Source organism: Actinoallomurus sp. NPDC052308 (assembly GCF_040679195.1).
Taxonomy (GTDB): Bacteria; Actinomycetota; Actinomycetes; order Streptosporangiales; family Streptosporangiaceae; genus Actinoallomurus; species Actinoallomurus liliacearum.
This window is the reverse complement of record NZ_JBFAUM010000002.1, coordinates 278,346-304,067: the sequence shown is the minus strand read 5'-3', so window position 1 is coordinate 304,067 and position 25,722 is coordinate 278,346. Positions and strand designations below refer to the sequence as shown.

The window sequence follows — 25,722 nt, the reverse complement described above, 5'->3', positions numbered from 1 at the left end:
GAGCCGATGGACCTGACCGATCGCCAGCGCAAGATCCTGTTCGCCGCGTTGGTGGTGCTCCTCGCCGCAGCAGGGTTGATCTTGACCATCGGCAATGGAAGCGGCCGGCACAAGAGTTCGGCTCGGGGATCGACCTCCGCTCCGTCGCCGTCCGTGCCGTCCTTCACCGCGCCTGGACTGACGGGTCCGCCGCCGAGCGGGGGCACGTACGACATCTACTCGCTGCTGCCGTTCACGCAGAAGGACTTCAGCGCCGCGGCGGACGTCGCCCGTCGTTTCACCATCGCCTACGGCACCTACCGCTACGACGAGCAGCCCAGCGCCTATCTCGGGCGGATGCAGGGCCTGGTGGCCGCCGATGTCACGGCGCAGTTGCAGCGCGACTCGTCGGCGCCGGGTCTGCTGGACCAGCGGAAGCAGGACAGGGAGGTCTCGACCTCCGACGCGCATCTGGACTCGCTCCGCGACATGGAGAAGGACCAGTTCATCTTCCTCGTCACCGGAACCCAGCACATCAACAAGGGAGGAGCTTCCAGCGACACCAGCCAGCAGTACGCCGTCACGGTGACGAGGTCCGGTGGAGGCTGGGTCGTCTACGCGTTCGCCCAGGCCAACGTAGGTGACAAGTGAAAGGAAAGAGATGAGGCTTCGCCGGCACTTGCGGATCGGCGTCGGCTCGAGGGGCCGGAACGAAGGCCGTCGTATTGTCTCTCTTCTTCATTTCACGCGATCGGACCACGGTGCGGTCCGGCTGCCGATCATCATCGCCGGCGGCGCTGCGGCGCTGTTCTTCATGAGTCTGGTGTCGATCCCGCTGTTCTTCGGGGCCAACCAGTTCTTCCAGAACGCGACGAACGGTGCGAACTGCACGAACACCTCCGGGGCGGCATCGCAGCCCCAGCAGTCCGGCGACGCCAACGGCATCCCGTCCAACTATCTGGCGCTCTACAAGAAGGCCGGTCAGCAGTACGGCATCCCGTGGAACGTGCTCGCGGGCATCGGCTACGTGGAGACCCACCACGGTCAGCTCAAGGCGCCCGGGGTCTCCAGCGGTGAGAACTACGCGCACGCCGGTGGGCCGATGCAGTTCATCCCCGGCACGTGGGCGACGTACGGCGTGGACGGCAACGGGGACGGCAAGAAGAGCCGCTACGACCCGGCCGACGCCATCCCCGCCGCCGCTCGCTACCTGAAGGCCAGCGGCGCGCCGGACCGGATGCGCGACGCCATCTTCGCGTACAACCACCTCACGTCCTACGTCAACAACGTGCTGTCCTGGGCGAAGAAGTACGCGTCCGGCAGCTTCAACGTCGTCCAGGCGAACGGCCCGGACTGCAATGACATGAACGGAGCGCCCGTCGCGCCGAACGCGGTCGCCGCCAAGGTGATCTCCTTCGCCAAGGCGCAGTTGGGCAAGCCGTACGTCTACGGGGCGACCGGGCCGAACAGCTTCGACTGCTCCGGCCTGACGATGACCGCCTACAAGACCGCGGGGGTGACCATCCCGCGGCTGTCCGACGATCAGTACTGGTGGGGCGCCTCGGTGCCGCGAGGGCAGGAACAACCGGGCGACCTCGTGTTCTTCGAGTACCTGCCGGGGCACACCGGTCCCGGTCACGTCGGCATGGTCTACAACCCGCAGAAGGGGATCATGATCGTGGCGCCGCACACCGGCGACGTGGTCAAACTGCAGAACTACAAGACCTATCCCGGTGGTGCAGTCGGCTTCACCCGTCCGACCGCGCACAACGGTCACAACGGACCGACGAAGAGGCTCTGAGTGGGACTCGCGAGAACGGGTCCGTCTCTGGTGGTGGGGGCGGCGATAATCGACAATGGGCGGCTCCTGGCGGCGCAGCGCGCCGACCCGCCGGAGCTGGCCGGCGGGTGGGAGTTCCCCGGTGGCAAGGTCGAACCCGGCGAGACGGAAGAGGACGCGCTCGTTCGGGAATGCCGCGAGGAACTCGGCGTCGACGTGGCGGTGGGCACCCGGATCGGCGCGGACTGCCCGCTGCACAATGGACTGGTGATGCGGGTCTGGACGGCCGCGATCGTGCGCGGAGAGCCGGAGGCTCGAGAGCACTCCGCGCTGCGCTGGCTGACCGCGGCCGAGCTGTTCGACGTCCCGTGGTTGCCGGCCGACGTACCCGTCGTCGAGGCCGTACGCGAGCACCTCAAGGAGTATTGATGATCGTCGCCTTCTCGGTCTCACCGCTGGGCGTCGGCGAGTCGGTGGGAGAGTCCGTCGCCGAGGCGGTACGCGTCGTCCGGGAGAGCGGCCTGCCCAACCGCACGGACGCCATGTTCACCAGTGTCGAAGGCGAGTGGGACGAGGTGATGGACGTGGTGAAGCGCGCCGTCGAGGCGGTCGCCGCCCACAGCCCGAGAGTCAGCCTCGTCCTGAAGGCGGACATCCGCGAGGGAATCACGGACGGACTCACGAGCAAGGTCGAGTCCGTCGAACGTCACCTGAGGACGGACTCATGACGGCGAGGGCGCGGGCGACGCGGCGCGGATGAGCGCGAGGATCTCCGGCCGCACGAGGTCGGAGATCCTGCCGTACGGCACGGTGACCACGGTGTCGGCGCACGCCCAGACGTAACCCAGCATAGGCGGCACGACGTCGAACTCGAGCCCGTCCCTGGTCGGCATCAGATCCATCGCCCGCTTGTCCTTGTCGTCGGTGTCGATCGCCGACGCCGTGAGCGTGATCGGGTCGATCTTCTGTTCCCCGCCGCAGAACGCCCCGCCGGGAGCCGCCGTGCCGACCCGCCGTTCGAGATCCCGCAGGCCGGATCTCGTGAAGACGGTGTCGCGGAGGATGTCTCCGGCTCTCAGCCGCCGACCCGTGACCAGGTCGACGGTCACAGCGCGCGTGCCACCGGAGTCGAACGCGGTCAGGGGGGCCTGGCGCGCGGTGAACCGGTACCGGGCCGACACCAGCCGAGGACCGCCCACTCCGAGCTCGACGGTGGTGGTGACCCGAGGGCGTCCCGAGGCCGGGCCGTCCGACTGCCGGGCGCTCTCGTATCGGCGCAGCTGCTGGTCGAGCGGTAGCCGCAGAACCCGGTTGACCGCCTGCTCGATCGCCGGATCCCGTAGTCCGCCGACACGGACGTAGCTGCCTGCGACGGTGAGCGCCGGATGTGTGTACGTCCGTTCCACCGAGCCGTAGGAGATGGTGAAGGGCGTCCGCGCGGCGACCGGCGCGGGCCGGGTCGCGTGGTCCTTGCCGTGTGGCAGTGCCGCGATCGTCCCGATGACGCCGACGGCGATCGCTCCGGCGGCGCCGGCGCCGATCTTGACGCCGGTCCTGCCGAGCAGCCTTCCGCCCATCGCACGACCGGCGGATCCGCCTGACCCGGTGGCGGCGCCCGCCCCGGTACCCGTCGAGCCGCCCGCGCCGGCACCGCTGCCCGCGCCTGCTCCGCCGGCACCGGCTCCCGACGCGCCGGCGCCGGCTCCCGCTCCGCCTGCGCCACCCGGAGCAGTGCCGAGCAGCACGGACAGAGGCAGCAACGCGGCCAGTCCCGCGACGGCCTCGGCGAGGCGCTTCCAGCCGTTGCGCTCCCAGTCCGGTCCGTAGGCCGCCCTCGCGGCCTCCTCGAGCTCGGCCACGAAGGCCGACGCTCCCGGTGGCCGGTCGGCCGGATCCTTGGCCATCCCGCGGGCGACGAGCGGCCGCACCGGCTCGGGGAGCTCGTCCAGCGGAACCGGTGCGGTCAGGTGCGCGCTCCGAAGGGCCGCCTGGTCTCCGCCGTACGGTCGGTGGCCGGTGACGCACTCGAAGAAGACACAGGTCGCGGCGTACACATCGGTCGCGGGGCCGGCCGGTTCGCCGGCCCACTGTTCCGGCGCCATGTACGACGGCGTACCGGCGGGCGCACTCGATCGCCCGGATCGCACGGCGATGCCGAAGTCGGCGACCTTGCTCTGGCCGTCCTGCCGGACGAGGACGTTCGCCGGTTTGTAGTCGCGGTGGATAACCGAGGCGGCGTGTGCCGTGGCGAGCCCCAGCAGGGATCCCCTCAGTACTGCGAGGGCGGCCTCGGGTCCCGCCGGGCCGTGCTCGTCGAGCACGGCGCGGAGGGAGGCGCCGTCGACGGCCTCCATGACGATGGCCGCGTGGTCGCCTTCCTCGACGTATCCGTACAGCCGCGTGACGTACGGGCTGTCCAGCATGGCCAGAACGCGGGCCTCGTCCCGGAACGCGGTCAGGAAGGCGTCCCCGCCGAGTCGGTCGGTGAACAGGTACTTGATCGCGACGAGGCCGCCGGACGCGTCGTCGCGCGCGAGCACGACGCGCCCGAAACCACCGGAACCCAGCTCGCGCAGCTCCGTGTGACCCGGGAGTGTCCACTGGCTCACTGTGCGCTCCTCGATGCCGTCGAGGGCACATCATGTGACCCCGGCGCCGGAGGCGCAAGATCGTGGGCGGGACGCCTCGTTGAATGCTCCGGCCAGGATCGAGACGTCCCGCCCAACATTCGACGCCCGGCCCTGGTGTTCGGTTGCCACGGGAACGGCTGCTTCGCGAGGCGATTTCGCCCTCCCCGGCGGCCGGCCGGTCCGGCGTACGGCGACGCGATCGGCGTCCTCGGCAGGCCAAGTAGAATGGGGGTGCCGCGTGGATCCCGCGGCGAATCCCACACCACGAAGCGAGACCCGCACGTATGCCCATCGCCACCCGGGACGATCTCCGTAACGTCGCCATCGTCGCCCATGTCGACCACGGCAAGACAACGCTCGTCGACGCCATGCTCTGGCAGTCCGGCGCGTTCCGTGAGAACCAGGACGTCGACGAGCGGGTCATGGACTCGAACGACCTCGAACGCGAGAAGGGCATCACCATTCTCGCGAAGAACACCGCCGTCCGGCACGGCGGCATGACGATCAACATCATCGACACGCCCGGGCACGCCGACTTCGGTGGCGAGGTCGAGCGAGGCCTGTCGATGGTCGACGGCGTGGTCCTGCTCGTCGACGCCTCCGAGGGGCCGCTGCCGCAGACCCGCTTCGTGCTGCGCAAGGCCCTGGCCGCCAAGCTGCCGGTCATCCTCGTCGTCAACAAGGTCGACCGGCCGGACGCGCGGATCGCCGAGGTGGTCGACGAGACGTACGAGCTGTTCATGGACCTCGACGCCTCCGAGGACCAGATCGACTTCCCGATCGTGTACGCCTCGGCCAAGGCCGGCCGGGCGAGCCTGACCAAGCCGGAGGACGGCGGCCTGCCGGACTCCGAGGACCTCGAACCGCTCTTCCAGGTGATCCGGGAGACGATCCCGGCGCCGGCGTACGACCCGGACACGCCGCTGCAGGCGCACGTCACGAACCTCGACGCCAGCTCCTACCTCGGCCGTATCGCCCTGTGCCGCGTGCACGCCGGGCAGATCAAGAAGGGCCAGCAGGTCGCCTGGTGCAAGCACGACGGCACCATCGAGCGCGTCAAGATCACTGAGCTGATGATGACGGAGGCGCTGGAGCGCAAGCCGGCCGAGCAGGCGGGCCCGGGCGACATCATCGCCATCGCCGGCATCCCGGACATCATGATCGGCGACACGCTCGCCGACCCCGAGGACCCGCGGCCGCTCCCGTTCATCACCGTCGACGAGCCGGCCATCTCCATGACCCTCGGCGTCAACACCGGGCCGCTGGCGGGCCGGGAGAAGGGCACCAAGGTCACCGCGCGGCTGGTCAAGGACCGGCTGGACCGTGAGCTCGTCGGCAACGTCTCCATCCGGGTGCTGCCGACCGAGCGTCCGGACTCCTGGGAGGTCCAGGGCCGCGGCGAGCTGGCGCTCGCCATCCTGGTCGAGACCATGCGCCGGGAGGGGTACGAGCTGACGATCGGCAAGCCCCGCGTCGTGACGAGGGAGATCGACGGGAAGCTGCACGAGCCCGTCGAGCACCTGACCGTCGACGCCCCGGAGGAGTACCTCGGAGCGATCACCCAGCTGCTCGCCGTCCGTAAGGGCCGCATGGAGCAGATGACGAACCACGGCACCGGCTGGATCCGGATGGAGTTCATCGTGCCGGCCCGCGGCCTGATCGGGTTCCGCACCGAGTTCCTCACCGAGACGCGCGGAACGGGCATCGCGCACCAGGTCTTCGAGGGTTACGAGCCGTGGTTCGGCGAGCTGCGCACCCGGCCGACCGGTTCGCTCGTGTCCGACCGCACCGGCGCCGCCACCGCGTACGCCATGTTCAACCTGCAGGAACGCGGCTCGCTCTTCGTCGAGCCCGGCACCGAGGTGTACGAAGGCATGATCGTCGGGGAGAACTCCCGCGCCGACGACATGGACGTCAACATCACCAAGGAGAAGCAGAAGACGAACATCCGGTCCTCGACGGCGGAGACGTTCGAGCGGCTCACCCCGCCGCGCGTGCTGAGCCTGGAGGCCGCGCTGGAGTTCGTCGCCGACGACGAGTGCGTCGAGCTGACGCCGAACGCGATCCGGCTGCGCAAGGTCATCCTCGACTCGAAGGAGCGGGAGCGCGCCCGGGCCCGCGCCAAGCGCGGCCAGGCCTGAGACCGGGGCCGCACCGGGTGCGGCCATGGCCGACCTCCCGGTCCGGGTCATCCCGTACCGGGCCCGACGACGTACGGCGGGGTACCGAGCAGCCGCCCGGTGCCCCGCTTCACCTGCCGCGCTCGCGAAGGCGTTCGTGCTGCTGCCGGTCCGACCGCTGTCGTCCCGCCACCGGCAGTCGCTGCGTGCCCGGCTCGACCCGCCACCGTACGTCCGCGTGGACGCCCGCCTCGGCCAGGCGCTCTCTGGCGGCGTCGAACGAGGCGCACCACTGCTCCTCGCGTTCGACGTCGAGGCGGCGCTGCTCGTCGCTCTCCGCGGGTTCGGTCCGCAGTAGGGCCATGCGCACCTGCCGCGTCCCGTCGACGCGGACCTTGACCGCGTGCTGCGGCCAGTCGCCTCGCGTCAGCACCGCCTCCCCGTCCTGGGCGGTCAAGGTCTCGAAGCCCTCGTCGACCTCGTAGCCCAGCTCCCCGAACGCCGCGCGGAGGACCTCGGCCACGTATCGCTGTTCGGCCTGCCGCTGCGCCTCCTCGACGAGACACGCGGCTTCGGCGCGCAGCACCTGGTCGAAGGCGCGGGTGCCGTCGGCCACCTCGCCGAGCCGCGGCCGTACGGAATCCGCGGCGGGGTGGCCCTCCAGTTCCCGGAGGAACCGCAGGGCGGCGGCCCGGCCGTCGCGGCGCTCTCGGGCGCGTTCGTTGGCGTCCTGGATGCGGATCCGGACCTCGGTGAGTCGCCCTTCGGTCTCCGACGCCGTCGGTGCGTGCGCGGCCTGTTCGGCGGCTTCCGTGACGGCCCGCCGGTCCGCGTCGGCGGCGTCCGGCACCAACCGCCTGAGCAGGCGGGTCAGCTCGTCCGGGGAGGTCGCGGGGCGAGATGCGGCGGCCGACCGGCCGTTCTCCGGCGTCGCCCGGAGCGACCGTGCGGCGGCCTCGAAGATGCGTCCGGTGGCCGCTTCGGCGATCGCCGAAGCCAGAGACTCCTCCGCGACCGCCAGCCGCGCGTCCGCCTCGGTGATCCAGGCTGCGAGCTCCTCGGCGGACCGGCCGGCGACCTCGATGGGGACCGGCAACTCGACGGCGACGCCGTGGTCGCGAGCCGACTGTGCCAGCGCGGCGATCCGAGCGGTGCGGTTCAGCGCCTCACTGACGGTCTCCTCCAACTGCTGCGCCTCGCGGAGGCGTTCCTCCTGCGCCTCGGCGCGTCCCTCGGCGAGGGCGGCGAGCGCGCCGGCGCCGGTCGCCGCCAGCCCGGCCGCACCCCCCATGACACGCACGAGGCCGAGCGACGCGATGACCGCCGCGTCCAGGGCGATGTCCGCCTCCACACCGCTGCTCACAGTCGTCCTCCCACGGTCTGCTGTCGCGCCTGCTCATGTCCTTGTCGCCACCGTTGCATGCGCACTCCCGTCACCACGAGGTGCGCGAGCGGCACCATGACCAGTGCCGCCAGCCAGAGCAGCCACGAAACGGCGATCAAGGCGGGGATCAGGATCAGGATCATGAGGAGCGGTAGGACACAGATGAGGACCACGACTCCGCAGCCCCGATTGCTCGTGCGCCGGTTCCTTCGCGACACGGCCTGCGAAGCGCCGGACAACGCCCGACTCGTCGAACCGAAGAACTTCGCCAGCGGTCCCCATGGCCCGGAGTTCAGGTAGTCGGCGCCGAGCCTGGAAGCGAGGAAGACCTCGGCCCCGGTGTCGATCAGCCAGGCGAAGACGCCGATCAGGAGGAACGGCACGGTGAACCCGGAGGTGTCGACCGCCTGACTACCGCGCTCCGAAGACGCCAGCCGGACGATGCCCAGGATCACCTGGCTCCCGCCGATCCACAGGACCGCCAGCGGGAGCGTCCACAGCGCGGCGCGGATCACCGCCGACCGGCGGCCGGCCAGCCGGTGCCGCTCGCGCTGCTCCCAGCGTCGGTGGCCTTCGGCGGATCGTTGTTCGGTCTCGAACCGGTGGCGAGCGGCGGCCTCGACCTCCAACGCGGCGTCCGGCGCCGTCCGGACCACCGCGAGCAACCGGAGGGGATCGTCCCCCGCCTGATCGGACAGCCACGAGAACCAGGGCACGGGTTCCCGCACCGAGTCCCGGGCCCGGCCGGCCGCCCCCGCCAGCGATTCCTGCGCCTCTTCCGGGCGTCCGGCCAGTGCGAGCAGCGTGGCCAGCACGGCGGGGGGCTCGTCCAGGCCGACCGCGCCGGCGTCGGGAAGGCGGTTCGCCGATCGGGGCAACTGGGACCGCAGCCACTCCGCCTGCCGGTTCCACGCCGTCACCAGCCCCCGCCAGCGGTGGTCGACGGCGACGAGTTCCTCCGTCCCGGAGAAACCCGCCAGGACGGGCGGCAACCGGTGCTCCCAGAGGGCACGGACCGCACGCGCCGCGGTGCGGTGGTCCGGATGCCGCTCGTCATCGACGATGGCGGCGAGAACAGGCAGGTCTTCGGGGAGCATCCGGAGCCCGAGGAAGTGGGGCTCGAGGGTGGGATCCGACCAGCGCAGGAGGTGCAGCAGCTTGACGTCGGGCGGAGCGTCGCCGGTGAGGTGCTGGTCGATGAGGCGGATGCGGCCTTCCGGATCGTCGTCGAAGCCGTTCAGCCAGCCGCGCAGCGCCTGCCATGCCTCGCTCGGCCCCACCGGGGTGTACATGGTCCCGAAGAAGTAGCGGGCCGCGGACTCCCAGTCGGCCACCACCGCGCGCGCGAACTCGGTTCGGTCGGTGTACGTCCGGCCGCCGAAGGCGATGGCGCCCGCTGCGGTGCCGGCGGCGAGTGGCGACGCGTTGGGCGGGGTCGGCGCCGCGACCGCGGGGTTCTCGCCGTCGAGCCACCGTCCGACCTCCGCACCGCCCCATCGCCGACGTGGATCGCGGGTCAACAGGCCCTGGGAGATCAGGCGCATCCGTGGGTCGGCGATGTCGTTACAGTCGATCGTGCGGGTCGCGAGGTGGTCGACCACCGCGGTCTCGCTCATGCCCGCGAACGGGGTCCGGCCGGTCAGCAGCTCCCGCACGATGATGCCGAGCGACCACCAGTCACGCGCCGGCGAGACCTGCCCGGACAGCGACTCCGGTGCGGCGTACGCGAGGGTCCGCGACGAGGAGGCGAACACGACGCTCTGCTCGATCACTCGGCTCAGGCCGAAGTCGGTGATGGCGAGGCGGAGCGGGGCCGTGCTCCGGACCAGGATGTTCTCCGGCTTCAGGTCGCGGTGCACGATCCCGGCCGCGTGGAGCCGTTCCAGACCGCCCGCGAGCTGGGCCACCACCTCGGCGACCAGAGCGGGCGGCAACGGGGACCCCAGGATCCGCAGGTTGCCCGCGGGGACGTACTCCATGACCTCGTAGTCGCGGCCCTCCGCATGCCCCGTCTCGAGGATGCGTACGACATGAGGGGAGTCCAGCGTCGGCAGCTTCTGCCAGACCGAGCGGTCGGCCGTGAAGCCCCGTCGGAAGATCTTGACGACGAGTTCTGCTCCGGTGCCGTCCTGGACGCGCAACAGGTCGGACTCGGCGCCCTGCGCGGGGAGTTCCCCCAGCACCGTGAACCGGTCGGCGAGGTCGGCGGGGAGGCGGACGAGGGAGGGCGCGGGCACTTCGCCGTCGCGGCGGGTGACACCCGGTGCGTCACGCTGGGAGGGGACCGTGTCCCGGCGGGTTTCGTACTCCTCGCGCCGCGTCTCGGACGGCCCTTCGATGTCCGCCACTACCCGTCCTTCGCCCCATCAGTAGGTGCCTCCGAGAGCCTAACGCCCCCACCCCGGCCGACCACAGCGATCAGCGCAGATCTCCCCGCTCACGGATCGCCTTCAGATGCTCAGTGATCTTGAACTGATTGATCACGAACTCCATGGAGACCCGAACGATGAGGACGTAGAAGATCCAGGTCAGTGGTGCCGCAAAGATCACCATGATGCCCAGGATCGTGTTCCACTTGAGGATCGAGTACCCGTACCACAGGATGACCAGGGCGAACAGGCTGATCAACGTCAGAAAGACCAAGTAGATGAATTTCGCCAGCTTGACCGTGACCATGTGGTCGAAGTTGGCGTCGAGCAGTGCGCCGAAGAAGCCCTTGCCGGTGGGGCGGGGGGTATAGGGGGGTGAGCCCTGGGGGCCGGGTTGAGGAGGACCGTAACCCGGCGGGGGGCCCTGCCAGGGGCCGGCCGGAGGCGGTGGCTGGTTCGGTGGCGGAGGAGCGTATCCGCCGTACGGTGGTCCGCCTTGGTAGGACTGAGGATCGCCCTGGTAAGGCGGAGGATCGCCTTGGTACGGCCGAGGGTCGCCCTGGTACGGCTGAGGGTCGCCCTGCCGCGGGGGTGGGGGGCGGTGCCCGGGATCGTCAGGGGCGTTGGACATCTCTGTCTCCTCGGCTTCCACGCGTCAAAGGCTAGAGCGCCGCGGGTCTCAGTTCACATGACCAGGCCGTGCTGATCCCGTTTGTCCGCTTAATCCGATCACGTCGGCCGTCCCTCCTACGCCGGCCGGGCGACGCCGCCGCCTTCGGGCCCGAACCGCGACTGCGCCCCGGCCGACGGCCGGGGCGCAGTGCGGACGAGAAGTGTCAGGCCTTCGGGGTCTCCTTGCCCCGCTTGACCACGCCGATCTTGGAGCCGAGCCAGACCAGCGGGTCGTACCGGCGGCCGACGACGCGCTCCTTCATCGGGATCAGCGCGTTGTCGGTGATCTTGATGTGCTCGGGGCAGACCTCGGTGCAGCACTTGGTGATGTTGCAGTAGCCGAGCCCGAAGTCGTCCTGGGCGATCTGCCGGCGGTCGTGGACGTCGGCCGGGTGCATCTCCAGCTCCGCCACCCGCATGAGGAAGCGGGGGCCGGAGAAGTGCTCCTTGTTCTCCTCGTGGTCACGGATGACGTGGCAGGTGTTGTTGCACAGGAAGCACTCGATGCACTTCCGGAACTCCTGCGAGCGCTCGACGTCGACCTGCTGCATCCGGAACTCGCCGGGCTTGACGTCGCCGCCGTCGAAGGCCGGGATCTCGCGGGCCTTCTCGTAGTTGTAGGAGACGTCGGTGACCAGGTCGCGGATGACGGGGAACGTCCGCATCGGCGTGACCGTGACGGTCTCGTCCTCGGTGAACGTCGACATCCGCGTCATGCACATCAGCCGCGGCCTGCCGTTGATCTCCGCGGAACAGGAGCCGCACTTGCCGGCCTTGCAGTTCCACCGGACGGCCAGGTCGGGCGCCTCGGTGGCCTGCAACCGGTGGATGACGTCGAGGACGACCTCGCCCTCGTTGACCTCGACGGTGTAGTCCTTGAGCTCGCCCTCGCCCGCGTCGCCGCGCCAGACCCGGAACTTCGCCTTGTAGCCCATCTCAGTTCTTCTCCTCAGCGGGGAGCTCGCCCTCGGTCAGGTACTTCTTCAGCTCGTCGAGTTCGAAGAGCGAGAGCAGGTCCTCGCGCATCGGCTCCATCTCCTGGCGCTTCAGCTCGACGCCGCCGTCGCGGAACGAGCACACCAGGTTGACCTTGCGCCAGTCGGCGGACATCTTCGGGTAGTCGTCGCGGGTGTGGCCGCCGCGGCTCTCCTGGCGTTCGAGGGCGGCGCGCGCGACGCACTCCGAGACGATCATCATGTTGCGCAGGTCGAGCGCGAGGTGCCAGCCGGGGTGGTAGGCGGGCCCCTGCCCCTCCTTGACCGTCGCGCCCGCCGAGGGCGCGACCGCGACGTTCTTGACGCGGTCGCGGAGCTTGCCGAGCGCCTCGATCGCCTGCTCCAGCTCGTCCTCGCGGCGGATGATGCCGACGAGGTCGTTCATCGTCTGCTGGAGCTCCTGGTGGACCGCGTAGGGGTTCTCCCCGGTTCCCCGCTCGTACGGCTCGAGGGCCTCGGCCACCGCGGCCTCGACCTCGGCGTCCGGGACGGAGACGGTGGTCGCGGAGGCGTACTCGGCGGCGCCCAGCCCGGCCCGGCGGCCGAAGACCAGCAGGTCGGACAGTGAGTTGCCGCCGAGGCGGTTCGACCCGTGCATGCCGCCGGACACCTCGCCGGCCGCGAACAGCCCGGGCACCAGCGCGGCCCCGGTGTCGGGGTCGACCTCGACGCCGCCCATGACGTAGTGGCAGGTCGGGCCGACCTCCATCGGCTCGGCCGTGATGTCGACGTCGGCCAGCTCCTTGAACTGGTGGTGCATCGACGGCAGCCGCTTGATGATCTGCTCCGGCTTGAGCCGCGAGGCGATGTCGAGGAAGACGCCGCCGTGGGGGGATCCGCGGCCGGCCTTCACCTCGGAGTTGATCGCGCGGGCGACCTCGTCACGGGGCAGCAGCTCGGGCGGACGCCGGTTGTTGTCCGGGTCGTCGTACCAGCCGTCGGCCTCTTCCTCGGACGTGGCGTACTTGTCCTTGAAGACGTCCGGGATGTAGTCGAACATGAAGCGCTTGCCGTCGGAGTTCTTCAGCACGCCGCCGTCGCCGCGTACGGACTCGGTGACGAGGATGCCCTTCACCGACGGCGGCCAGACCATGCCGGTCGGGTGGAACTGCACGAACTCCATGTTGATCAGCGACGCGCCGGCGAGCAGCGCGAGCGCGTGGCCGTCCCCGGTGTACTCCCAGGAGTTGGAGGTCACCTTGAAGGACTTGCCGATGCCGCCGGTGGCCAGGACGACGGCGGGCGCCTCGAAGACGACGAATCTCCCGGTCTCCCGGATGTAGCCGAAGGCACCGCAGATCCGGCCCTGCTCGTCCTTGAGGAGCCGGGTGATCGTCGTCTCGGCGAAGACCTTCAGCCGGGCGTCGTAGTCGCCGAACTCGGCGTGGTCCTGCTGCTGGAGGGCGACGATCTTCTGCTGGCAGGTGCGGATCAGCTCCAGGCCGGTGCGGTCGCCGACGTGGGCGAGGCGCGGGTACTCGTGGCCGCCGAAGTTGCGCTGGCTGATCTTGCCGTCCTTGGTGCGGTCGAACAGCGCGCCCCAGGCCTCCAGCTCCCAGATGCGGTCGGGGGCCTCCTTGGCGTGCAACTCGGCCATCCGCCAGCTGTTGAGGAACTTCCCGCCGCGCATGGTGTCGCGGAAGTGGACCTGCCAGTTGTCGTTCGGGTTGGCGTTGCCCATGGCGGCCGCCGCGCCGCCCTCGGCCATGACCGTGTGGGCCTTGCCGAACAGCGACTTGGAGATGATCGCGGTCTTCTTGCCCTGCAGCCGCGCCTCGATCGCGGCGCGCAACCCGGCGCCGCCGGCGCCGATGACGACGACGTCGTACTGCAGCCTCTCGATGTCAGTCACTTGTGGTCGTCCTTAGTTGAAGATCCGCAGGTCGGAGAATGAGCCGTGCGCGACGAGCGCGACGTACGCGTCGGTCAGCGCCAGCGTGCCGAGCGTGATCAGCGCGAACTGCCCGTGCCGGGTGTTCAGCTTGCTGATCTGCGTCCACAGCCAGTAGCGGACGGGGTGCTTGGAGAAGCTCTTCAGGCGCCCGCCCATGACGTGCCGGCACGAGTGGCAGGACAGGGTGTAGCCCCACAGCAGGATCACGTTGATCCACAGGATGATGGTGCCGAGCCCGATGCCGAAGCCGCCGTCCTTGCCGTGGAAGGCGTTGATGGCGTCCCAGGTGTTGACGATGGAGATGAGCCCCGCGATCACCCAGAAGTAGCGGTGGGCGTTCTGCAGGATGAGCGGGAACCGCGTCTCGCCGGAGTAGCCGCCGGGCGTCTTACGGACCGGGCTCTTGTCCGGCACCGCGCACGCCGACGGGCTCAGCCAGAACGACCGGTAGTACGCCTTACGGTAGTAATAGCAGGTCAGCCGGAACCCGAGCAGGAACGGCAGCGAGATGAGGGCGTACGGGATGAAGAACGGCAGGTGGTCGGGTACGAACCTGCCGAAGTCCGCGGCCTCGGCCGGGCACGCCTTGCTGACGCACGGCGAGTAGAACGGCGTCAGGTAGTGATATTTCTCGACCCAGAAACTGCTGCCCATCATCGAGCGCACGGTCGCGTAGATCACCCAGGCCGTGAACACGATGAACGTGGTCAGCGGGTAGTTCCACCAGCGGTCCGTACGTAGGGTGCGCGCCGGGATCCGGGCCCGATCCTTGGCCGGCGCGTCCACCGTCGTCTGCGTCATCCGGAGTCTCCATCGAAGGCACATCGCCTGGGAGGGCCGCCTATACTCCAGCCTCTCCTCTGCGGGGCGCTCCACGTTATTAGGGAGTTGTCACGAGCAAGATACGAGGCGCGGTCACCGAATGTGAAACTGCCCACTTACTGGCGAGTAACCACGCTAATTATGTGCCTAATGTGGCAGAAATCCACATTTGCTAACTATGCTACCTAATGAGCGCTTGGTCCGCCAGTGTCCGATTGCATTCTTCTGAGACGGCCTAAGATGCGACTTCTGGGACCGGCCGGACAGGAGTGCAAAGATGGGACAGCGGTCACGGTCGAGCTTCGGCCCGGGGGCGTACGTCGTTCGATACGCCTGGTGGAGCCCGCTCGTTCCCACCGTCGTCGGCGCGGTGCTCGTCGCCGGATTCGTCATCGGAGAGCTGCGCCGCCCCGCGAACGCGCGCTGGCGGCCCGCCGCGCATCCGGGGGTCGACGACTGGGTGAACTTCGCCGCCCGCTGTCTGATGCCGCTCATCGCTCTCGGGCTGTTCGTCCTCGCGGTCGTCTACCTGCGCCGCGTCGTACGGGGGCGGGTGGCGTTCGCGGTCGCGCGCAAGGGCGTCTACTGGTGTCCGTCCGGGGACGGCGCCAAGGGGCAGTGGTTCTCCTGGGACGACGTCGCGGCGATCGAGTTCCACCCGGCCGAGGGCGGTTCGACCGGCCACGGCGCCGTGGCGCTGCGCGGGTACGCCCCGGAGGAGGAAGAGCGGCCGCGCCTGGTCTCCACGCGCCTCGGCGGCTGGCGGATCGGCCGGCGCCGCCTGGTCAGAGCGCTGCGCGAGTTCGCCCCGCACGTCGAACTGATCAGCTGAGGTGACGTTCCGGTTCAGTCGAGCCGCGTGACGCCGGGCGGCAGCGCGGCGTCGGCCTCCGCGTCGCACAGGAACCCGAGCAGGGTCTCGCGGAACGCCCGCGCGGCGTGCGTCGGGTCGACGTCCTTACGGTGAGCCAGCGCGATCGTGCGCTGCAGCCCGGGAGGCGCCAGGGGAGTGGCCACCAGCCCGGGACGCCCGGCGAGCACCATCGACGGCACGACGGCCGACCCCATCCCGGCCTCGACGAACCGCAGCACGGCGTCCATCTCGCCGCCCTCGACCGCGAACCGCGGCTCGAACCCCGCCTGCCGGCACGCCGCCTGGGTCGCCTCCCGCAGGTCGTACCCCCGGCGGAACATCACCAGGGGCCGTGACCGCAGGTCCTCGATCCGCAGCGACGACCGCTCCGGCGCGTCGGTGTGCGGGGAGACGACGACGAGGTCCTCCCGCAGGATCGGCGTCGTCTCCAGGGCGGGGTCCGTGCTCTGCAGCGGCAGGATGATCAGGGCGAGGTCGAGCTGGCCGCGGGCCAGGTCGCGGACGAGGTCTCGGGAGCCGCCCTCCTCGACGCGCAGCTCGATGCCCGGGTAGCGGGTGCGGAAGCGCATCAGCGCGTCGGCGAGCAGCCCGGCGAACAGCGACGGGGTCGCGCCGAGCCGTACGCGCCCGCGGCGCAGGCCGGTCAGATCCTGGATCTCCCGCCGGGCGGTCTCGACGTCCGCGAGGATCCGCCGCGCGAGGGGTAGCAGCGCCTCGCCGGCCGGCGTCAGCGTGATGTTGCCCCGGGCCCGGCTGAACAGCGGGGCGCCCAGCTCCGCCTCCAGCGTCCTGATCTGCTTGGACAGGGACGGCTGGGCGACCCGGAGCGTCTCCGCCGCCTGTGTGAAGTGCCTCACCTCGGCCACGGCGACGAAGTACGAAAGCTGCTGCAACTGCACCTCTATAGCCTACGGCTATGGAAACGAGCGTCATCATGTCTTGGACGCCACCATGGAAACGGACATACCTTCCGCGATGTGTCGTCCGTGTCTCGATCCACGCCGGTGGCCACCCGCCCTCGCCCCAAGACGCCGTCGCCGGCGGCCGGTCCGCTGAAGCGGTACCGCTCCTCCGTCGGCAAGAAGGCCGTCATGGCGGTGACCGGCGCCATCCTCGTCCTGTTCCTCATCGCCCACGCGATCGGCAACCTGAAGGTCTTCCTGGGTCGCGAGGACTTCAACCACTACTCGCACTGGCTGCGGTCGGTCGGTGAGCCCGCGATCCCGCACCGCGTCTTCCTGACCATCCTCGAGGTGGTCCTCACCGTCGCCGTGCTCCTGCACATCTGGGCGGCGGTGTCCCTGGCCCGCCAGGCGCGGCAGGCCCGTCCCGTCCGGTACGCCGCGCGGCCGAAGGCGCACGAGAACCGGTACGCCACGCACGTCATGCGGTACGGCGGAATCGTCATCCTGCTGTTCGTCATCTGGCACCTACTGGACCTGACGTTCGGCGCCGTGAACCCGAAGGGCGGCGACGCCCAGCCGTACGACAAGGTCATCGCGGACTTCGACCCGTCCCGCTGGTACATCACGCTCTTCTACGTCGTCGCCGTCATCCTCGTGGGCCTGCACCTGCGGCACGGCCTGTTCAGCGCGGTCCAGACGCTCGGGTGGGGGCGGCAGCGCCGGTACCCCGCCGTCCGGCTGGTCGCCGACGTCGTCGCGGCGCTGCTGGTGATCGGCTTCGTGTCCGTTCCCGTCATGGTCACGATCGGAGTGCTGAACTAGCCATGAGCGAACTGTTCACCGAGGGCGCCCCGATCGAGGACACCAGGGCGCCGGCCGGCCCGATCGAGGAGCGCTGGGACAAGCGGCGCTTCGGCGGCAAGCTGGTCAACCCCGCCAACCGGCGCAAGCTGTCGGTCATCGTGGTCGGCACCGGCCTGGCCGGCGGCTCGGCCGCCGCGACGCTGGGCGAGCTGGGCTACCAGGTCAAGTCGTTCTGCTACCAGGACAGCCCGCGGCGCGCGCACAGCATCGCGGCGCAGGGCGGCATCAACGCGGCGAAGAACTACCGCAACGACGGCGACAGCATCCAGCGCCTGTTCTACGACACGGTCAAGGGCGGCGACTACCGGTCCCGCGAGTCGAACGTCTACCGTCTCGCCCAGGTCAGCGTCGAGATCATCGACCAGTGCGTGGCGCAGGGCGTGCCGTTCGCCCGCGACTACGGTGGCCTGCTCGACACGCGGTCGTTCGGCGGCGTGCAGGTCTCCCGGACGTTTTACGCCCGCGGCCAGACGGGCCAGCAGCTGCTGCTCGGCGCGTACCAGGCCCTCGAGCGGCAGATCGCGGCCGGCACGGTGGAGATGTTCTCCCGGCACGAGATGCTCGAGCTGATCGTCGTGGACGGCGTGGCGCGCGGCATCGTGGCCCGCGACATGGTCACCGGCGAGATCGAGACGCACCTCGCCGACGCCGTCGTACTGGCCTCCGGCGGGTACGGCAACGTCTTCTTCCTGTCGACCAACGCCAAGGGCTGCAACGTCACCGCGACCTGGCGGGCGCACCGCAAGGGCGCGCTGTTCGCCAACCCCTGCTACACGCAGATCCACCCGACCTGCATCCCGCAGAGCGGCGAGCACCAGTCCAAGCTGACGCTGATGTCGGAGTCGCTGCGCAACGACGGCCGGGTCTGGGTGCCGGTCACGAAGGGCGACACCCGCAGGCCGGCCGACATCCCCGAGGACGAGCGCGACTACTACCTGGAGCGCATCTACCCGTCCTTCGGCAACCTCGTCCCGCGTGACATCGCCTCCCGCGCCGCCAAGAACGTCTGCGACGAGGGCCGCGGCGTCGGCCCCGGCGGTCTGGGCGTCTACCTGGACTTCGCCGACGCGATCGCGCGGCTGGGCCGGGACGCGGTCGCGGCCAAGTACGGCAACCTCTTCGAGATGTACGAGCGCATCACCGGCGAGGACCCGTTCGAGGTGCCGATGCGCATCTACCCGGCGGTGCACTACACGATGGGCGGCCTGTGGGTCGACTACGACCTGCAGTCCACGATCCCGGGCCTGTTCGTGGTCGGCGAGGCGAACTTCTCCGACCACGGCGCCAACCGGCTCGGCGCGTCCGCGCTGATGCAGGGCCTGGCCGACGGCTACTTCGTGCTGCCGAACACCATCAGCGACTACCTCGCCAAGGGCCCGTTCGAGAAGATCGGCGAGGACCACGAGGCCGTCGTCGAGGCGCGCGCGGCGGTCGAGGGCCGCATCGAGAAGCTGCTGTCGATCGACGGCGACCGTACGCCGGACTCCTTCCACCGTGAGCTCGGCGCGGTGATGTGGGAGTACTGCGGGATGGAGCGGACCGACGCGGGCCTGCGCAAGGCCCTCGACCGGATCCGCGAGCTGCGTGAGGAGTTCTGGACCCGTGTCAAGGTCCCCGGTGAGAACGAGGAGCTCAACCAGAACCTTGAGAAGGCCGGCCGCATCGCCGACTTCTTCGAGCTGGCCGAGCTGATGTGCATCGACGCGCTGCACCGCGAGGAGTCCTGCGGCGGCCACTTCCGCGCCGAGTCGCAGACCCCGGACGGCGAGGCGCTCCGTGACGACGAGAGGTTCGCCTACGTGGCGGCCTGGGAGTACACGGGCCACGCGCCCGTCCTCCACAAGGAGAACCTCGAGTACGAGTACGTCAAGATGACCCAGAGGTCGTACAAGTAATGAAGCTCACGCTGAAGATCTGGCGGCAGAAGAACGCCGCCGACGGGGGCCGCATGGCCTCGTACGAGGTCGACGACGTCTCGCCGGACATGTCGTTCCTGGAGATGCTCGACGTCCTCAACGAGCGGCTCATCCTCGAGGGCGAGGACCCGGTCGCGTTCGACCACGACTGCCGCGAGGGCATCTGCGGCATGTGCTCGCTGGTCATCGACGGCACGCCGCACGGCCCGGAGAAGGCCACGACCACCTGCCAGCTGCACATGCGGCATTTCAAGGACGGCGACGTCATCACGATCGAGCCGTGGCGGGCGCGGGCGTTCCCGGTCATCAAGGACCTGGTCGTGGACCGGTCGGCGTTCGACCGGATCATCCAGGCCGGCGGCTACGTCAGCGCGCCGACCGGCTCGGCACCCGACGCGGCGGCCATCCCGGTGCCGAAGGCCGACGCCAACGACGCGTTCGACGCGGCCACCTGCATCGGCTGCGGTGCCTGCGTGGCGGCGTGCCCGAACGCCTCCGCGATGCTGTTCACCGCCGCGAAGATCACCCACCTCGGACTGCTGCCGCAGGGCCAGCCCGAGCGGTACGACCGGGTGACCTCGATGGTGGACCAGATGGACGCCGAGGGCTTCGGCGGCTGCACGAACACCGGCGAGTGCACCGCGGTCTGCCCGAAGGGCATCCCGTTCGAGACCATCTCCCGCCTCAACGCCGACCTGCTCAAGGCGTCGCGAGGCTGAAACCCCGCCGCGCACCGCGCGGCGACCGGACTTCACGGCCCGGGCGGAAGGTACGTCCCCCCTTCCCCCCGGGCCGTGAGCACTTTGTGGTGCTTCCGCGACCAGCGGGGACGGGAACGTTGGTAGGTATATTTCAATATCGAAACGGTTGACGTTAACATCTACCGTTGTGTGGCCGTATTACTCCAGGCTAGGGCCGATCCCCGTACGATCCCGGAGGTGGACGGCCTGATGACCGTGAAAAAGAGCCGCTGGCTCATCTCCCTGACCGCGGTGGCGCTCGCGGCGTCCGCCTGCGGTGGCGGTGGCGGTGGTGGTGACAAGCCGAAGGTCTTCACCTTCGCCAACATCGAGCCCGAGCACCTCATCCCCGGCAATACCAATGATGCGTACGGCCTCAACGTGGAGAGCGCGCTGTTCGACACGTTGATGACGCTGGACGCGAACGGCAAGCCGGTTCCGCAGGACGCGGCGTCGGTCGACTCGACCGACCAGAAGGTCTGGACGATCAAGATCAAGCCGGGCCTGACGTTCCACAACGGCGAGCCGGTGACCGCGCAGAGCTACGCCGACGCGTGGAACTACACCGCGAACGGCGCCAACGGCTGGGGCAACAACTACTACTTCTCCGCCATCGACGGCTACGCCGACCTCAACCCGGACAAGGGCAAGCCCAAGGTCGACACGCTCAAGGGCCTCAAGGTCGTCGACCCGCAGACGCTGCAGGTGACGCTGTCGCAGCCGTTCAGCCAGCTCCCCTACATCTTGTCGTTCCTCGGCACCGCGCCGATGCCCAAGGCGGCCTTCACGGACCTGAAGGCGTACGAGGAGAAGCCGATCGGCAACGGCCCGTTCATGATGGACGGCTCGTGGGAGCACAACCGGCAGATCAAGACCAAGAAGTTCCCCGGTTACAAGGGGCCGCGACCGGCCAAGTCCGACGGCGTCATCTTCAAGACGTACGCCAGCCGCGACGCCGCCTACACCGACCTGCGGGCCGGCCGGGTCGACTTCGACACCCAGATCCCGGCGGCCCAGGTGCCCCAGGCGAAGCGACTGCTGGGCAACCGGTACCTCAGCGTGCCGAGCGGCACGATGGACTTCCTGGAGTTCCCGCTCTACGACAGCCGGTTCAACAACCCGGACCTGCGCAAGGCGATCTCGATGGCGATCGACCGGCAGTCGATCGTGAACGCCGTCTTCAACGGGGTCTACAAGCCCACCGGCTCGCTGCTGGCGCCGATCGTGCCGGGCTACCGGGCCGGCGCGTGCGGGGAGGCCTGCACGTACAACCCGACGGCGGCCAAGCAGCTGTTCGACAAGGCCGGCGGCTTCAACGGCACGCTGCACCTGCTGTTCTCCAACGCCGACCCGACGTACGAGCAGTGGATGACCGACGTGGCCAACCAGCTCAAGCAGAACCTCGGCATCAAGGACATCACCTTCGACAAGATCCAGGCGTCGGACTACATCTCCAAGCTGGTCGACCACAAGGCCACCGGCCCGTACCGCAGCAACTGGACGATGGACTACCCGAGCGCGGAGGACTACCTCACGCCCCGGTGCGCCAAGCCGACCCGCAGCGGGTACGACGGCGCGGCCTGCGAGGCGCTGATCATGAAGGGCAACGCGGCGAGCACGCCCGAGGAGGGCCAGAAGTACTACCAGCAGGCCGAGGACCTCGTGCTGAAGGACCTGCCGCTCACCCCGCTGTGGAACTGGCAGGACCAGGCCGGCTACTCCAGCCACATCGGCGACGTGCACGTCGACCCGTACGTGCAGCCGCTGGTTCACCTTGACCAGGTGACGGTCAAGTAGCGTGTGGCGTTTCGTCCTCCGGCGCCTGCTGCAGATGGTGCCCGTGCTCATCGGCACGACGTTTCTGATCTATGTGGCGGTGTTCGCGCTGCCCGGTGACCCGATCCGGGCACTGGGCGGCGACAAGCCGATGCCGCCGTCGGTCTACGAGGCGCTCCGGCACCACTACCACCTCGACGAGCCGCTGATCACGCAGTACGGCCGGTATCTGCTCGGCATCGCCCGCGGGGACTTCGGCGAGACCCTGAACGGCCAGTCCGTCGCCAGCCTGATGGCGACGGGCTGGACCGTCACGGTCCAGCTCGCCCTCACCGCCTGGATCTTCGAACTGGTCGTGGGCATCGGGCTCGGCGTGCTCGCCGGCCTGCGCAAGGGCGGGATCATCGACTCCCTGGTGCTGAGCGGCACGACCTTCGTCATCGCCATCCCGACCTTCGTGCTGGCCTACTCGGCGCAGCTGATCTTCGGGTTGAAGCTCGGCTGGTTCCCGACGGCCGGTACCGACGACGGCTGGCCGTACAGCTACCTGCTGCCGGGGATGATCCTCGGCTCGCTGAGCCTGGCCTACATCGCCCGGCTGACGCGCACCAGCCTGGTGGAGAACACGCGTGCCGACTACGTGCGCACCGCGCGGGCCAAGGGTCTGCCGCGGCGGCGGGTCATCGTCCGGCACACGCTGCGCAACTCGCTCATCCCGGTGGTCACCTACCTGGGCGTCGACCTGGGCAACCTGCTCGCCGGCGCGATCGTCATCGAGGGCATCTTCAACCTGCCCGGGATCGGTCAGCAGATCTTTCAGGCGGTCCAGATCAAGGACGGCCCGACGGTCGTGGGCATCTCCACCTTCCTGGTGCTGATCTTCCTGCTGGCCAACCTGGTGGTCGACATCCTGTACGGCGCCCTGGACCCGAGGATCCGCTATGAGTGAGCGCAGCGAGCGAATCGACGACACAGCGTGCCCGGTCACTCCTCCGACGAAGGAGGGCGCATGAGTGAATCCACCGACACCCTCGCCGTCGCCCAGACCGGATCGGAGGTCGTGGGAGCGTCCGCGTCGCTGTGGAGCGACGCCTGGCGCGACCTGCGCCGCCGGGTGATCTTCTGGGTGTCGATGGCCATCCTGTTCGTGATGGGCCTGATGGCGGTCTTCCCGGGGCTGTTCACCGGTCGCGGGGTCAACGACCGGTGCGACGTGCGGTTCGCCAAGCACAAACCGTCGTCGTGGAACCCCTTCGGGGCCGGTGGCCACCCGTTCGGCTACGACACCCACGGCTGTGACTACTGGGCGCAGATCGTGCACGGCGCCCGCGCCCCGATGATCGTGGGCTTCGTCGTGACCGGGATCGCGCTGACCCTGTCGATCACGTTGGGTTCGCTGTCCGGCTACTTCGGCCGCTGGCTGGACGCGCTGATCTCGCGGATCACCGACATCTTCTTCGGGCTGCCGCTCGTGCTCGGCGCGCTGGTCATCCTGACCGCCTTCCCGGACCACGGCGTCTGGTCGATGTCCCTGGTGCTGGGCGTGCTGTGGTGGCCGACCATGACCCGCCTCATGCGCGGGCAGGTGCTGGCGGTCCGGGACGCCGACTACGTCCAGGCCGCCCGGATGCTCGGTGCGGGCGACGTGCGGATCATGGTCCGGCACATCCTGCCGAACGCCGTCGCGCCGGTCTTCGTCTACGCCATGCTGAACGTCGGCGTGGTGATCGGGTACGAGGCGACGCTCGACTACCTCGGTGTCGGCCTGCGGTACCCCACCGTCTCCTGGGGGCTGCAGCTCAGCCAGGCTCAGGACGTCTTCACCGACTACCCGTACCTCCTGATCTATCCCGCGGTACTCCTGACGGCGACCGTGCTGAGCTTCCTGCTGCTCGGCGACGCCGTACGCGACGCCCTGGACCCGAAACTGCGATGACGAACACACCCGACCCCGCTCCGGGGACACCGCTGCTCCAGGTCGAGGACCTGCACGTCGAGTTCCGCATGCGCGGCTCGACGGTGAACGCCGTGAACGGGCTCTCCTACACGCTCGCCGAGGGCGAGACCCTCGCGATCCTGGGCGAGTCCGGGTCCGGCAAGAGCGTCAGCGCGCAGGCCGTGATGGGCATCCTCGACACCCCGCCGGCGTACGTCACCGGAGGCGCCGTGCGATTCCGGGGCACGGAGCTGCTCGGCCTGCCGGAGAAGAAGCGCCGGATCTACCGCGGCGCGAAGATCGCGATGATCTTCCAGGACGCCCTGTCGGCGCTGAACCCGGTGCACCGGGTCGGCGACCAGATCGCCGAGATGCTGATCGTGCACCGGGGGATGTCCCGCGGCGACGCGCGCAAGCGCGCGATCGAGCTCATGGACCGGGTGCGGATCCCCTCGGCCGCCGCGCGGGCGGGCGACTATCCCCACCAGTTCTCCGGCGGCATGCGCCAGCGCGTGATGATCGCGATGGCGCTGGCCCTGGAGCCGGACGTGCTGATCGCCGACGAGCCCACGACGGCCCTCGACGTCACGGTCCAGGCGCAGATCATGAAGCTGCTGCGGGACCTGCAGGACGAGATGGCGATGGGGCTGATCCTCATCACCCACGACCTCGGCGTCGTCGCCGACGTCGCCGACCGCATCGTCGTGATGTACGCCGGCCGCGTCGTCGAGCAGGCCGAGGTGAAGGAGCTGTACGCCCGGCCCGCGCACCCGTACACCGAGGGCCTGCTGGCGTCGGTGCCGCGCGTCGACGTACGGGACCGGGCGCTGACCCCGATCAAGGGGTCGCCGCCGAACCTCGCGGCGATCCCGGCGGGCTGCCCGTTCCATCCGCGCTGCCCGAGGGTGCGGGAGGAGCGCTGCCCGGACGAGGTGCCCGCGCTGCGCGACGCGACCGGTACCGCGCACTGGAGCGCCTGTCACTACGCGGAGGAGGTGCTCGGTGGCTGACGAGATCCTTCAGATCGAGAACCTGGTCAAGCACTTCCCGCTCACCCAGGGGGTCGTGTTCAAGCGCCAGGTGGGCCAGGTCAAGGCGGTCGACGGCGTGTCCTTCGGGCTGCGCAGGGGCGAGACGCTCGGCCTGGTCGGGGAGTCCGGCTGCGGCAAGAGCACGCTCGCCAAGCTGCTCATGGCCCTCGAACGCCCCACCTCCGGCTCCGTGCGCTTCGAGGACCAGGACGTGTTCGCGCTGTCCCGGGCGGAGCTGCGGCGGCTGCGCCGCCGGGTGCAGATGGTCCTGCAGGACCCCTACACCTCGCTGAACCCGCGCATGACGGTCGGCGACATCGTCGGCGAGCCGTTCGCGATCCACGGGGACCCGGAGGGCGGGCGCCGCCGCCGGGTCCAGGAGCTGCTGGAGGTGGTCGGCCTCGATCCCGACCACGTGAACCGTTATCCGCACCAGTTCTCCGGCGGGCAGCGGCAGCGGATCGGCATCGCCCGCGCGCTCGCGCTGCGGCCCGACGTCATCATCTGCGACGAGCCGGTCTCCGCGCTGGACGTCTCGGTGCAGGCGCAGGTCATGAACCTCCTGGCCGATCTGCAGCAGGAGTTCGGCCTGTCGTACGTGTTCATCGCGCACGACCTGGCCGTCGTCCGGCACATCTCCGACCGGGTCGCGGTGATGTACCTCGGGAAGGTCGTCGAGATCGGCGACGAGGAGCAGATCTACGACCACCCGACGCACCCGTACACGCAGGCGCTGCTGTCCGCCGTGCCCGTGCCGGACCCGACGCGGCGGGGGACCCCGGTCGTACTCGAGGGCGACGTCCCGAGCCCGACGAACCCGCCGTCCGGCTGCCGGTTCCGTACGCGCTGCTGGAAGGCTCAGGACGTTTGCGCCACAGACGAACCTCTCCTGCAGGTGAGGGCCGCGCACGGCGCCGAGGAGAGCGCGGACGGCGCCACGACGGGCTCGTCGCACCCGAGCGCGTGCCACTTCGCCGACGAGAAAATCGTTCGCGGCTGATCTCGAGGCCTGGGTAGCGTCGGGGGATCTGCCGT

22 protein-coding genes are annotated in these 25,722 nt (G+C 69.6%); 14 read left to right on the top strand and 8 right to left on the bottom strand.

The features are described 5' to 3' along the window. Positions 1–6 precede the first annotated feature (6 nt). The 4 genes from AB0L00_RS07460 (at position 7) to AB0L00_RS07445 (ending at position 2,487) form a co-directional block, all read left to right on the top strand. Entirely contained in the window at positions 7–630 is a 624-nt protein-coding gene (locus AB0L00_RS07460) for a hypothetical protein (protein WP_364429730.1), read from the top strand. Between the two features lie 163 nt (positions 631–793). Next, complete coding sequence (locus AB0L00_RS07455; RefSeq protein WP_364429727.1) at positions 794–1,780, top strand: NlpC/P60 family protein; 987 nt, start codon at positions 794–796, stop codon at positions 1,778–1,780. Then, a complete protein-coding gene (locus AB0L00_RS07450; RefSeq protein WP_364429724.1) occupies positions 1,781–2,188 on the top strand; it encodes a (deoxy)nucleoside triphosphate pyrophosphohydrolase in 408 nt (135 codons plus the stop codon). Then, positions 2,188–2,487, top strand: a complete 300-nt coding sequence (locus AB0L00_RS07445; RefSeq protein ID WP_364429721.1) for an MTH1187 family thiamine-binding protein — start codon at positions 2,188–2,190, stop codon at positions 2,485–2,487. Before AB0L00_RS07450 ends, AB0L00_RS07445 begins: the two co-directional genes overlap by 1 nt. Here AB0L00_RS07445 and AB0L00_RS07440 read toward each other — a convergent pair. After that, positions 2,482–4,368 carry a serine/threonine-protein kinase gene (locus tag AB0L00_RS07440; RefSeq protein ID WP_364429718.1) on the bottom strand — a complete coding sequence of 629 codons (1,887 nt, stop codon included), beginning with the start codon at positions 4,366–4,368 and terminating at the stop codon, positions 2,482–2,484. The two genes, AB0L00_RS07445 and AB0L00_RS07440, sit on opposite strands and share 6 nt — an antisense overlap. Positions 4,369–4,673: 305 nt before the next feature. On the opposite strand from AB0L00_RS07440, the gene typA reads away from it, so the two are divergent. Next, entirely contained in the window at positions 4,674–6,530 is a 1,857-nt protein-coding gene (typA, locus tag AB0L00_RS07435) for a translational GTPase TypA (protein WP_364429715.1), read from the top strand. A 109-nt stretch (positions 6,531–6,639) separates the two neighbouring features. Here the strand turns inward: typA and AB0L00_RS07430 are convergent, their stop codons facing one another. The 6 genes from AB0L00_RS07430 to AB0L00_RS07405 all read right to left on the bottom strand — a co-directional run bounded on the left by AB0L00_RS07430 (position 6,640) and on the right by AB0L00_RS07405 (position 14,624). Continuing rightward, positions 6,640–7,872, bottom strand: a complete 1,233-nt coding sequence (locus AB0L00_RS07430; RefSeq protein ID WP_364429713.1) for a response regulator receiver protein — start codon at positions 7,870–7,872, stop codon at positions 6,640–6,642. After that, on the bottom strand, positions 7,869–10,241 hold the full coding sequence (locus tag AB0L00_RS07425) for a serine/threonine-protein kinase (RefSeq protein ID WP_364429711.1): 2,373 nt from the start codon (positions 10,239–10,241) through the stop codon (positions 7,869–7,871). Before AB0L00_RS07425 ends, AB0L00_RS07430 begins: the two co-directional genes overlap by 4 nt. Before the next feature lie 70 nt (positions 10,242–10,311). Continuing rightward, a complete protein-coding gene (locus AB0L00_RS07420; RefSeq protein WP_364429708.1) occupies positions 10,312–10,893 on the bottom strand; it encodes a DUF4282 domain-containing protein in 582 nt (193 codons plus the stop codon). Between the two features lie 205 nt (positions 10,894–11,098). Then, positions 11,099–11,869: a succinate dehydrogenase/fumarate reductase iron-sulfur subunit gene (locus AB0L00_RS07415; RefSeq protein ID WP_345354316.1), complete on the bottom strand. Its 771-nt coding sequence runs from the start codon at positions 11,867–11,869 to the stop codon at positions 11,099–11,101. A gap of 1 nt (position 11,870) precedes the next feature. Beyond that, positions 11,871–13,781: a fumarate reductase/succinate dehydrogenase flavoprotein subunit gene (locus AB0L00_RS07410; RefSeq protein WP_364429705.1), complete on the bottom strand. Its 1,911-nt coding sequence runs from the start codon at positions 13,779–13,781 to the stop codon at positions 11,871–11,873. Positions 13,782–13,793: 12 nt separating this feature from the next. Then, complete coding sequence (locus tag AB0L00_RS07405) at positions 13,794–14,624, bottom strand: hypothetical protein (protein ID WP_364429703.1); 831 nt, start codon at positions 14,622–14,624, stop codon at positions 13,794–13,796. A gap of 298 nt (positions 14,625–14,922) precedes the next feature. Between AB0L00_RS07405 and AB0L00_RS07400 the strand changes: the two genes are divergently transcribed. Continuing rightward, complete coding sequence (locus AB0L00_RS07400) at positions 14,923–15,477, top strand: hypothetical protein (protein ID WP_364429700.1); 555 nt, start codon at positions 14,923–14,925, stop codon at positions 15,475–15,477. Between the two features lie 14 nt (positions 15,478–15,491). Here AB0L00_RS07400 and AB0L00_RS07395 read toward each other — a convergent pair whose 3' ends face one another. Then, positions 15,492–16,418 (bottom strand): LysR substrate-binding domain-containing protein, encoded by a 927-nt coding sequence (locus AB0L00_RS07395; RefSeq protein ID WP_345354308.1) that lies wholly within the window; start codon positions 16,416–16,418, stop codon positions 15,492–15,494. An 87-nt stretch (positions 16,419–16,505) separates the two neighbouring features. On the opposite strand from AB0L00_RS07395, the gene AB0L00_RS07390 reads away from it, so the two are divergent. The 8 genes from AB0L00_RS07390 (at position 16,506) to AB0L00_RS07355 (ending at position 25,687) form a co-directional block, all read left to right on the top strand. Next, positions 16,506–17,246 (top strand): succinate dehydrogenase cytochrome b subunit, encoded by a 741-nt coding sequence (locus AB0L00_RS07390; RefSeq protein WP_364429697.1) that lies wholly within the window; start codon positions 16,506–16,508, stop codon positions 17,244–17,246. 2 nt (positions 17,247–17,248) lie between these two features. Next, entirely contained in the window at positions 17,249–19,183 is a 1,935-nt protein-coding gene (locus tag AB0L00_RS07385) for a fumarate reductase/succinate dehydrogenase flavoprotein subunit (RefSeq protein WP_364429694.1), read from the top strand. Continuing rightward, positions 19,183–19,923: a succinate dehydrogenase/fumarate reductase iron-sulfur subunit gene (locus AB0L00_RS07380; RefSeq protein WP_345354302.1), complete on the top strand. Its 741-nt coding sequence runs from the start codon at positions 19,183–19,185 to the stop codon at positions 19,921–19,923. The genes AB0L00_RS07385 and AB0L00_RS07380 overlap by 1 nt, the downstream gene beginning before the upstream one ends. Positions 19,924–20,154: 231 nt before the next feature. Further along, positions 20,155–21,741, top strand: a complete 1,587-nt coding sequence (locus AB0L00_RS07375) for an ABC transporter substrate-binding protein (RefSeq protein WP_364429691.1) — start codon at positions 20,155–20,157, stop codon at positions 21,739–21,741. Position 21,742: 1 nt separating this feature from the next. Then, a complete protein-coding gene (locus tag AB0L00_RS07370) occupies positions 21,743–22,669 on the top strand; it encodes an ABC transporter permease (RefSeq protein ID WP_364429688.1) in 927 nt (308 codons plus the stop codon). Between the two features lie 60 nt (positions 22,670–22,729). After that, complete coding sequence (locus AB0L00_RS07365) at positions 22,730–23,656, top strand: ABC transporter permease (protein ID WP_364429685.1); 927 nt, start codon at positions 22,730–22,732, stop codon at positions 23,654–23,656. Beyond that, on the top strand, positions 23,653–24,666 hold the full coding sequence (locus AB0L00_RS07360; RefSeq protein WP_364429682.1) for an ABC transporter ATP-binding protein: 1,014 nt from the start codon (positions 23,653–23,655) through the stop codon (positions 24,664–24,666). Before AB0L00_RS07365 ends, AB0L00_RS07360 begins: the two co-directional genes overlap by 4 nt. Beyond that, positions 24,659–25,687, top strand: coding sequence for a dipeptide ABC transporter ATP-binding protein (locus AB0L00_RS07355; protein WP_364429679.1), 1,029 nt, complete (start codon positions 24,659–24,661; stop codon positions 25,685–25,687). Before AB0L00_RS07360 ends, AB0L00_RS07355 begins: the two co-directional genes overlap by 8 nt. Positions 25,688–25,722 lie beyond the last annotated feature (35 nt).

Bases quoted from the DNA above. Each gene is read 5' to 3' on its own strand.
- AB0L00_RS07460 (WP_364429730.1), top strand. From the start codon at position 7: ATGGACCTGACCGATCGCCAGCGCAAGATCCTGTTCGCCGCGTTGGTG.
- AB0L00_RS07455 (WP_364429727.1), top strand. From the start codon at position 794: ATGAGTCTGGTGTCGATCCCGCTGTTCTTCGGGGCCAACCAGTTCTTC.
- AB0L00_RS07445 (WP_364429721.1), top strand. From the start codon at position 2,188: ATGATCGTCGCCTTCTCGGTCTCACCGCTGGGCGTCGGCGAGTCGGTG.
- typA (WP_364429715.1), top strand. From the start codon at position 4,674: ATGCCCATCGCCACCCGGGACGATCTCCGTAACGTCGCCATCGTCGCC.
- AB0L00_RS07420 (WP_364429708.1), bottom strand. From the start codon at position 10,893: ATGTCCAACGCCCCTGACGATCCCGGGCACCGCCCCCCACCCCCGCGG.
- AB0L00_RS07415 (WP_345354316.1), bottom strand. From the start codon at position 11,869: ATGGGCTACAAGGCGAAGTTCCGGGTCTGGCGCGGCGACGCGGGCGAG.
- AB0L00_RS07405 (WP_364429703.1), bottom strand. From the start codon at position 14,624: ATGACGCAGACGACGGTGGACGCGCCGGCCAAGGATCGGGCCCGGATC.
- AB0L00_RS07400 (WP_364429700.1), top strand. From the start codon at position 14,923: ATGGGACAGCGGTCACGGTCGAGCTTCGGCCCGGGGGCGTACGTCGTT.
- AB0L00_RS07385 (WP_364429694.1), top strand. From the start codon at position 17,249: ATGAGCGAACTGTTCACCGAGGGCGCCCCGATCGAGGACACCAGGGCG.
- AB0L00_RS07380 (WP_345354302.1), top strand. From the start codon at position 19,183: ATGAAGCTCACGCTGAAGATCTGGCGGCAGAAGAACGCCGCCGACGGG.
- AB0L00_RS07375 (WP_364429691.1), top strand. From the start codon at position 20,155: ATGACCGTGAAAAAGAGCCGCTGGCTCATCTCCCTGACCGCGGTGGCG.
- AB0L00_RS07365 (WP_364429685.1), top strand. From the start codon at position 22,730: ATGAGTGAATCCACCGACACCCTCGCCGTCGCCCAGACCGGATCGGAG.
- AB0L00_RS07360 (WP_364429682.1), top strand. From the start codon at position 23,653: ATGACGAACACACCCGACCCCGCTCCGGGGACACCGCTGCTCCAGGTC.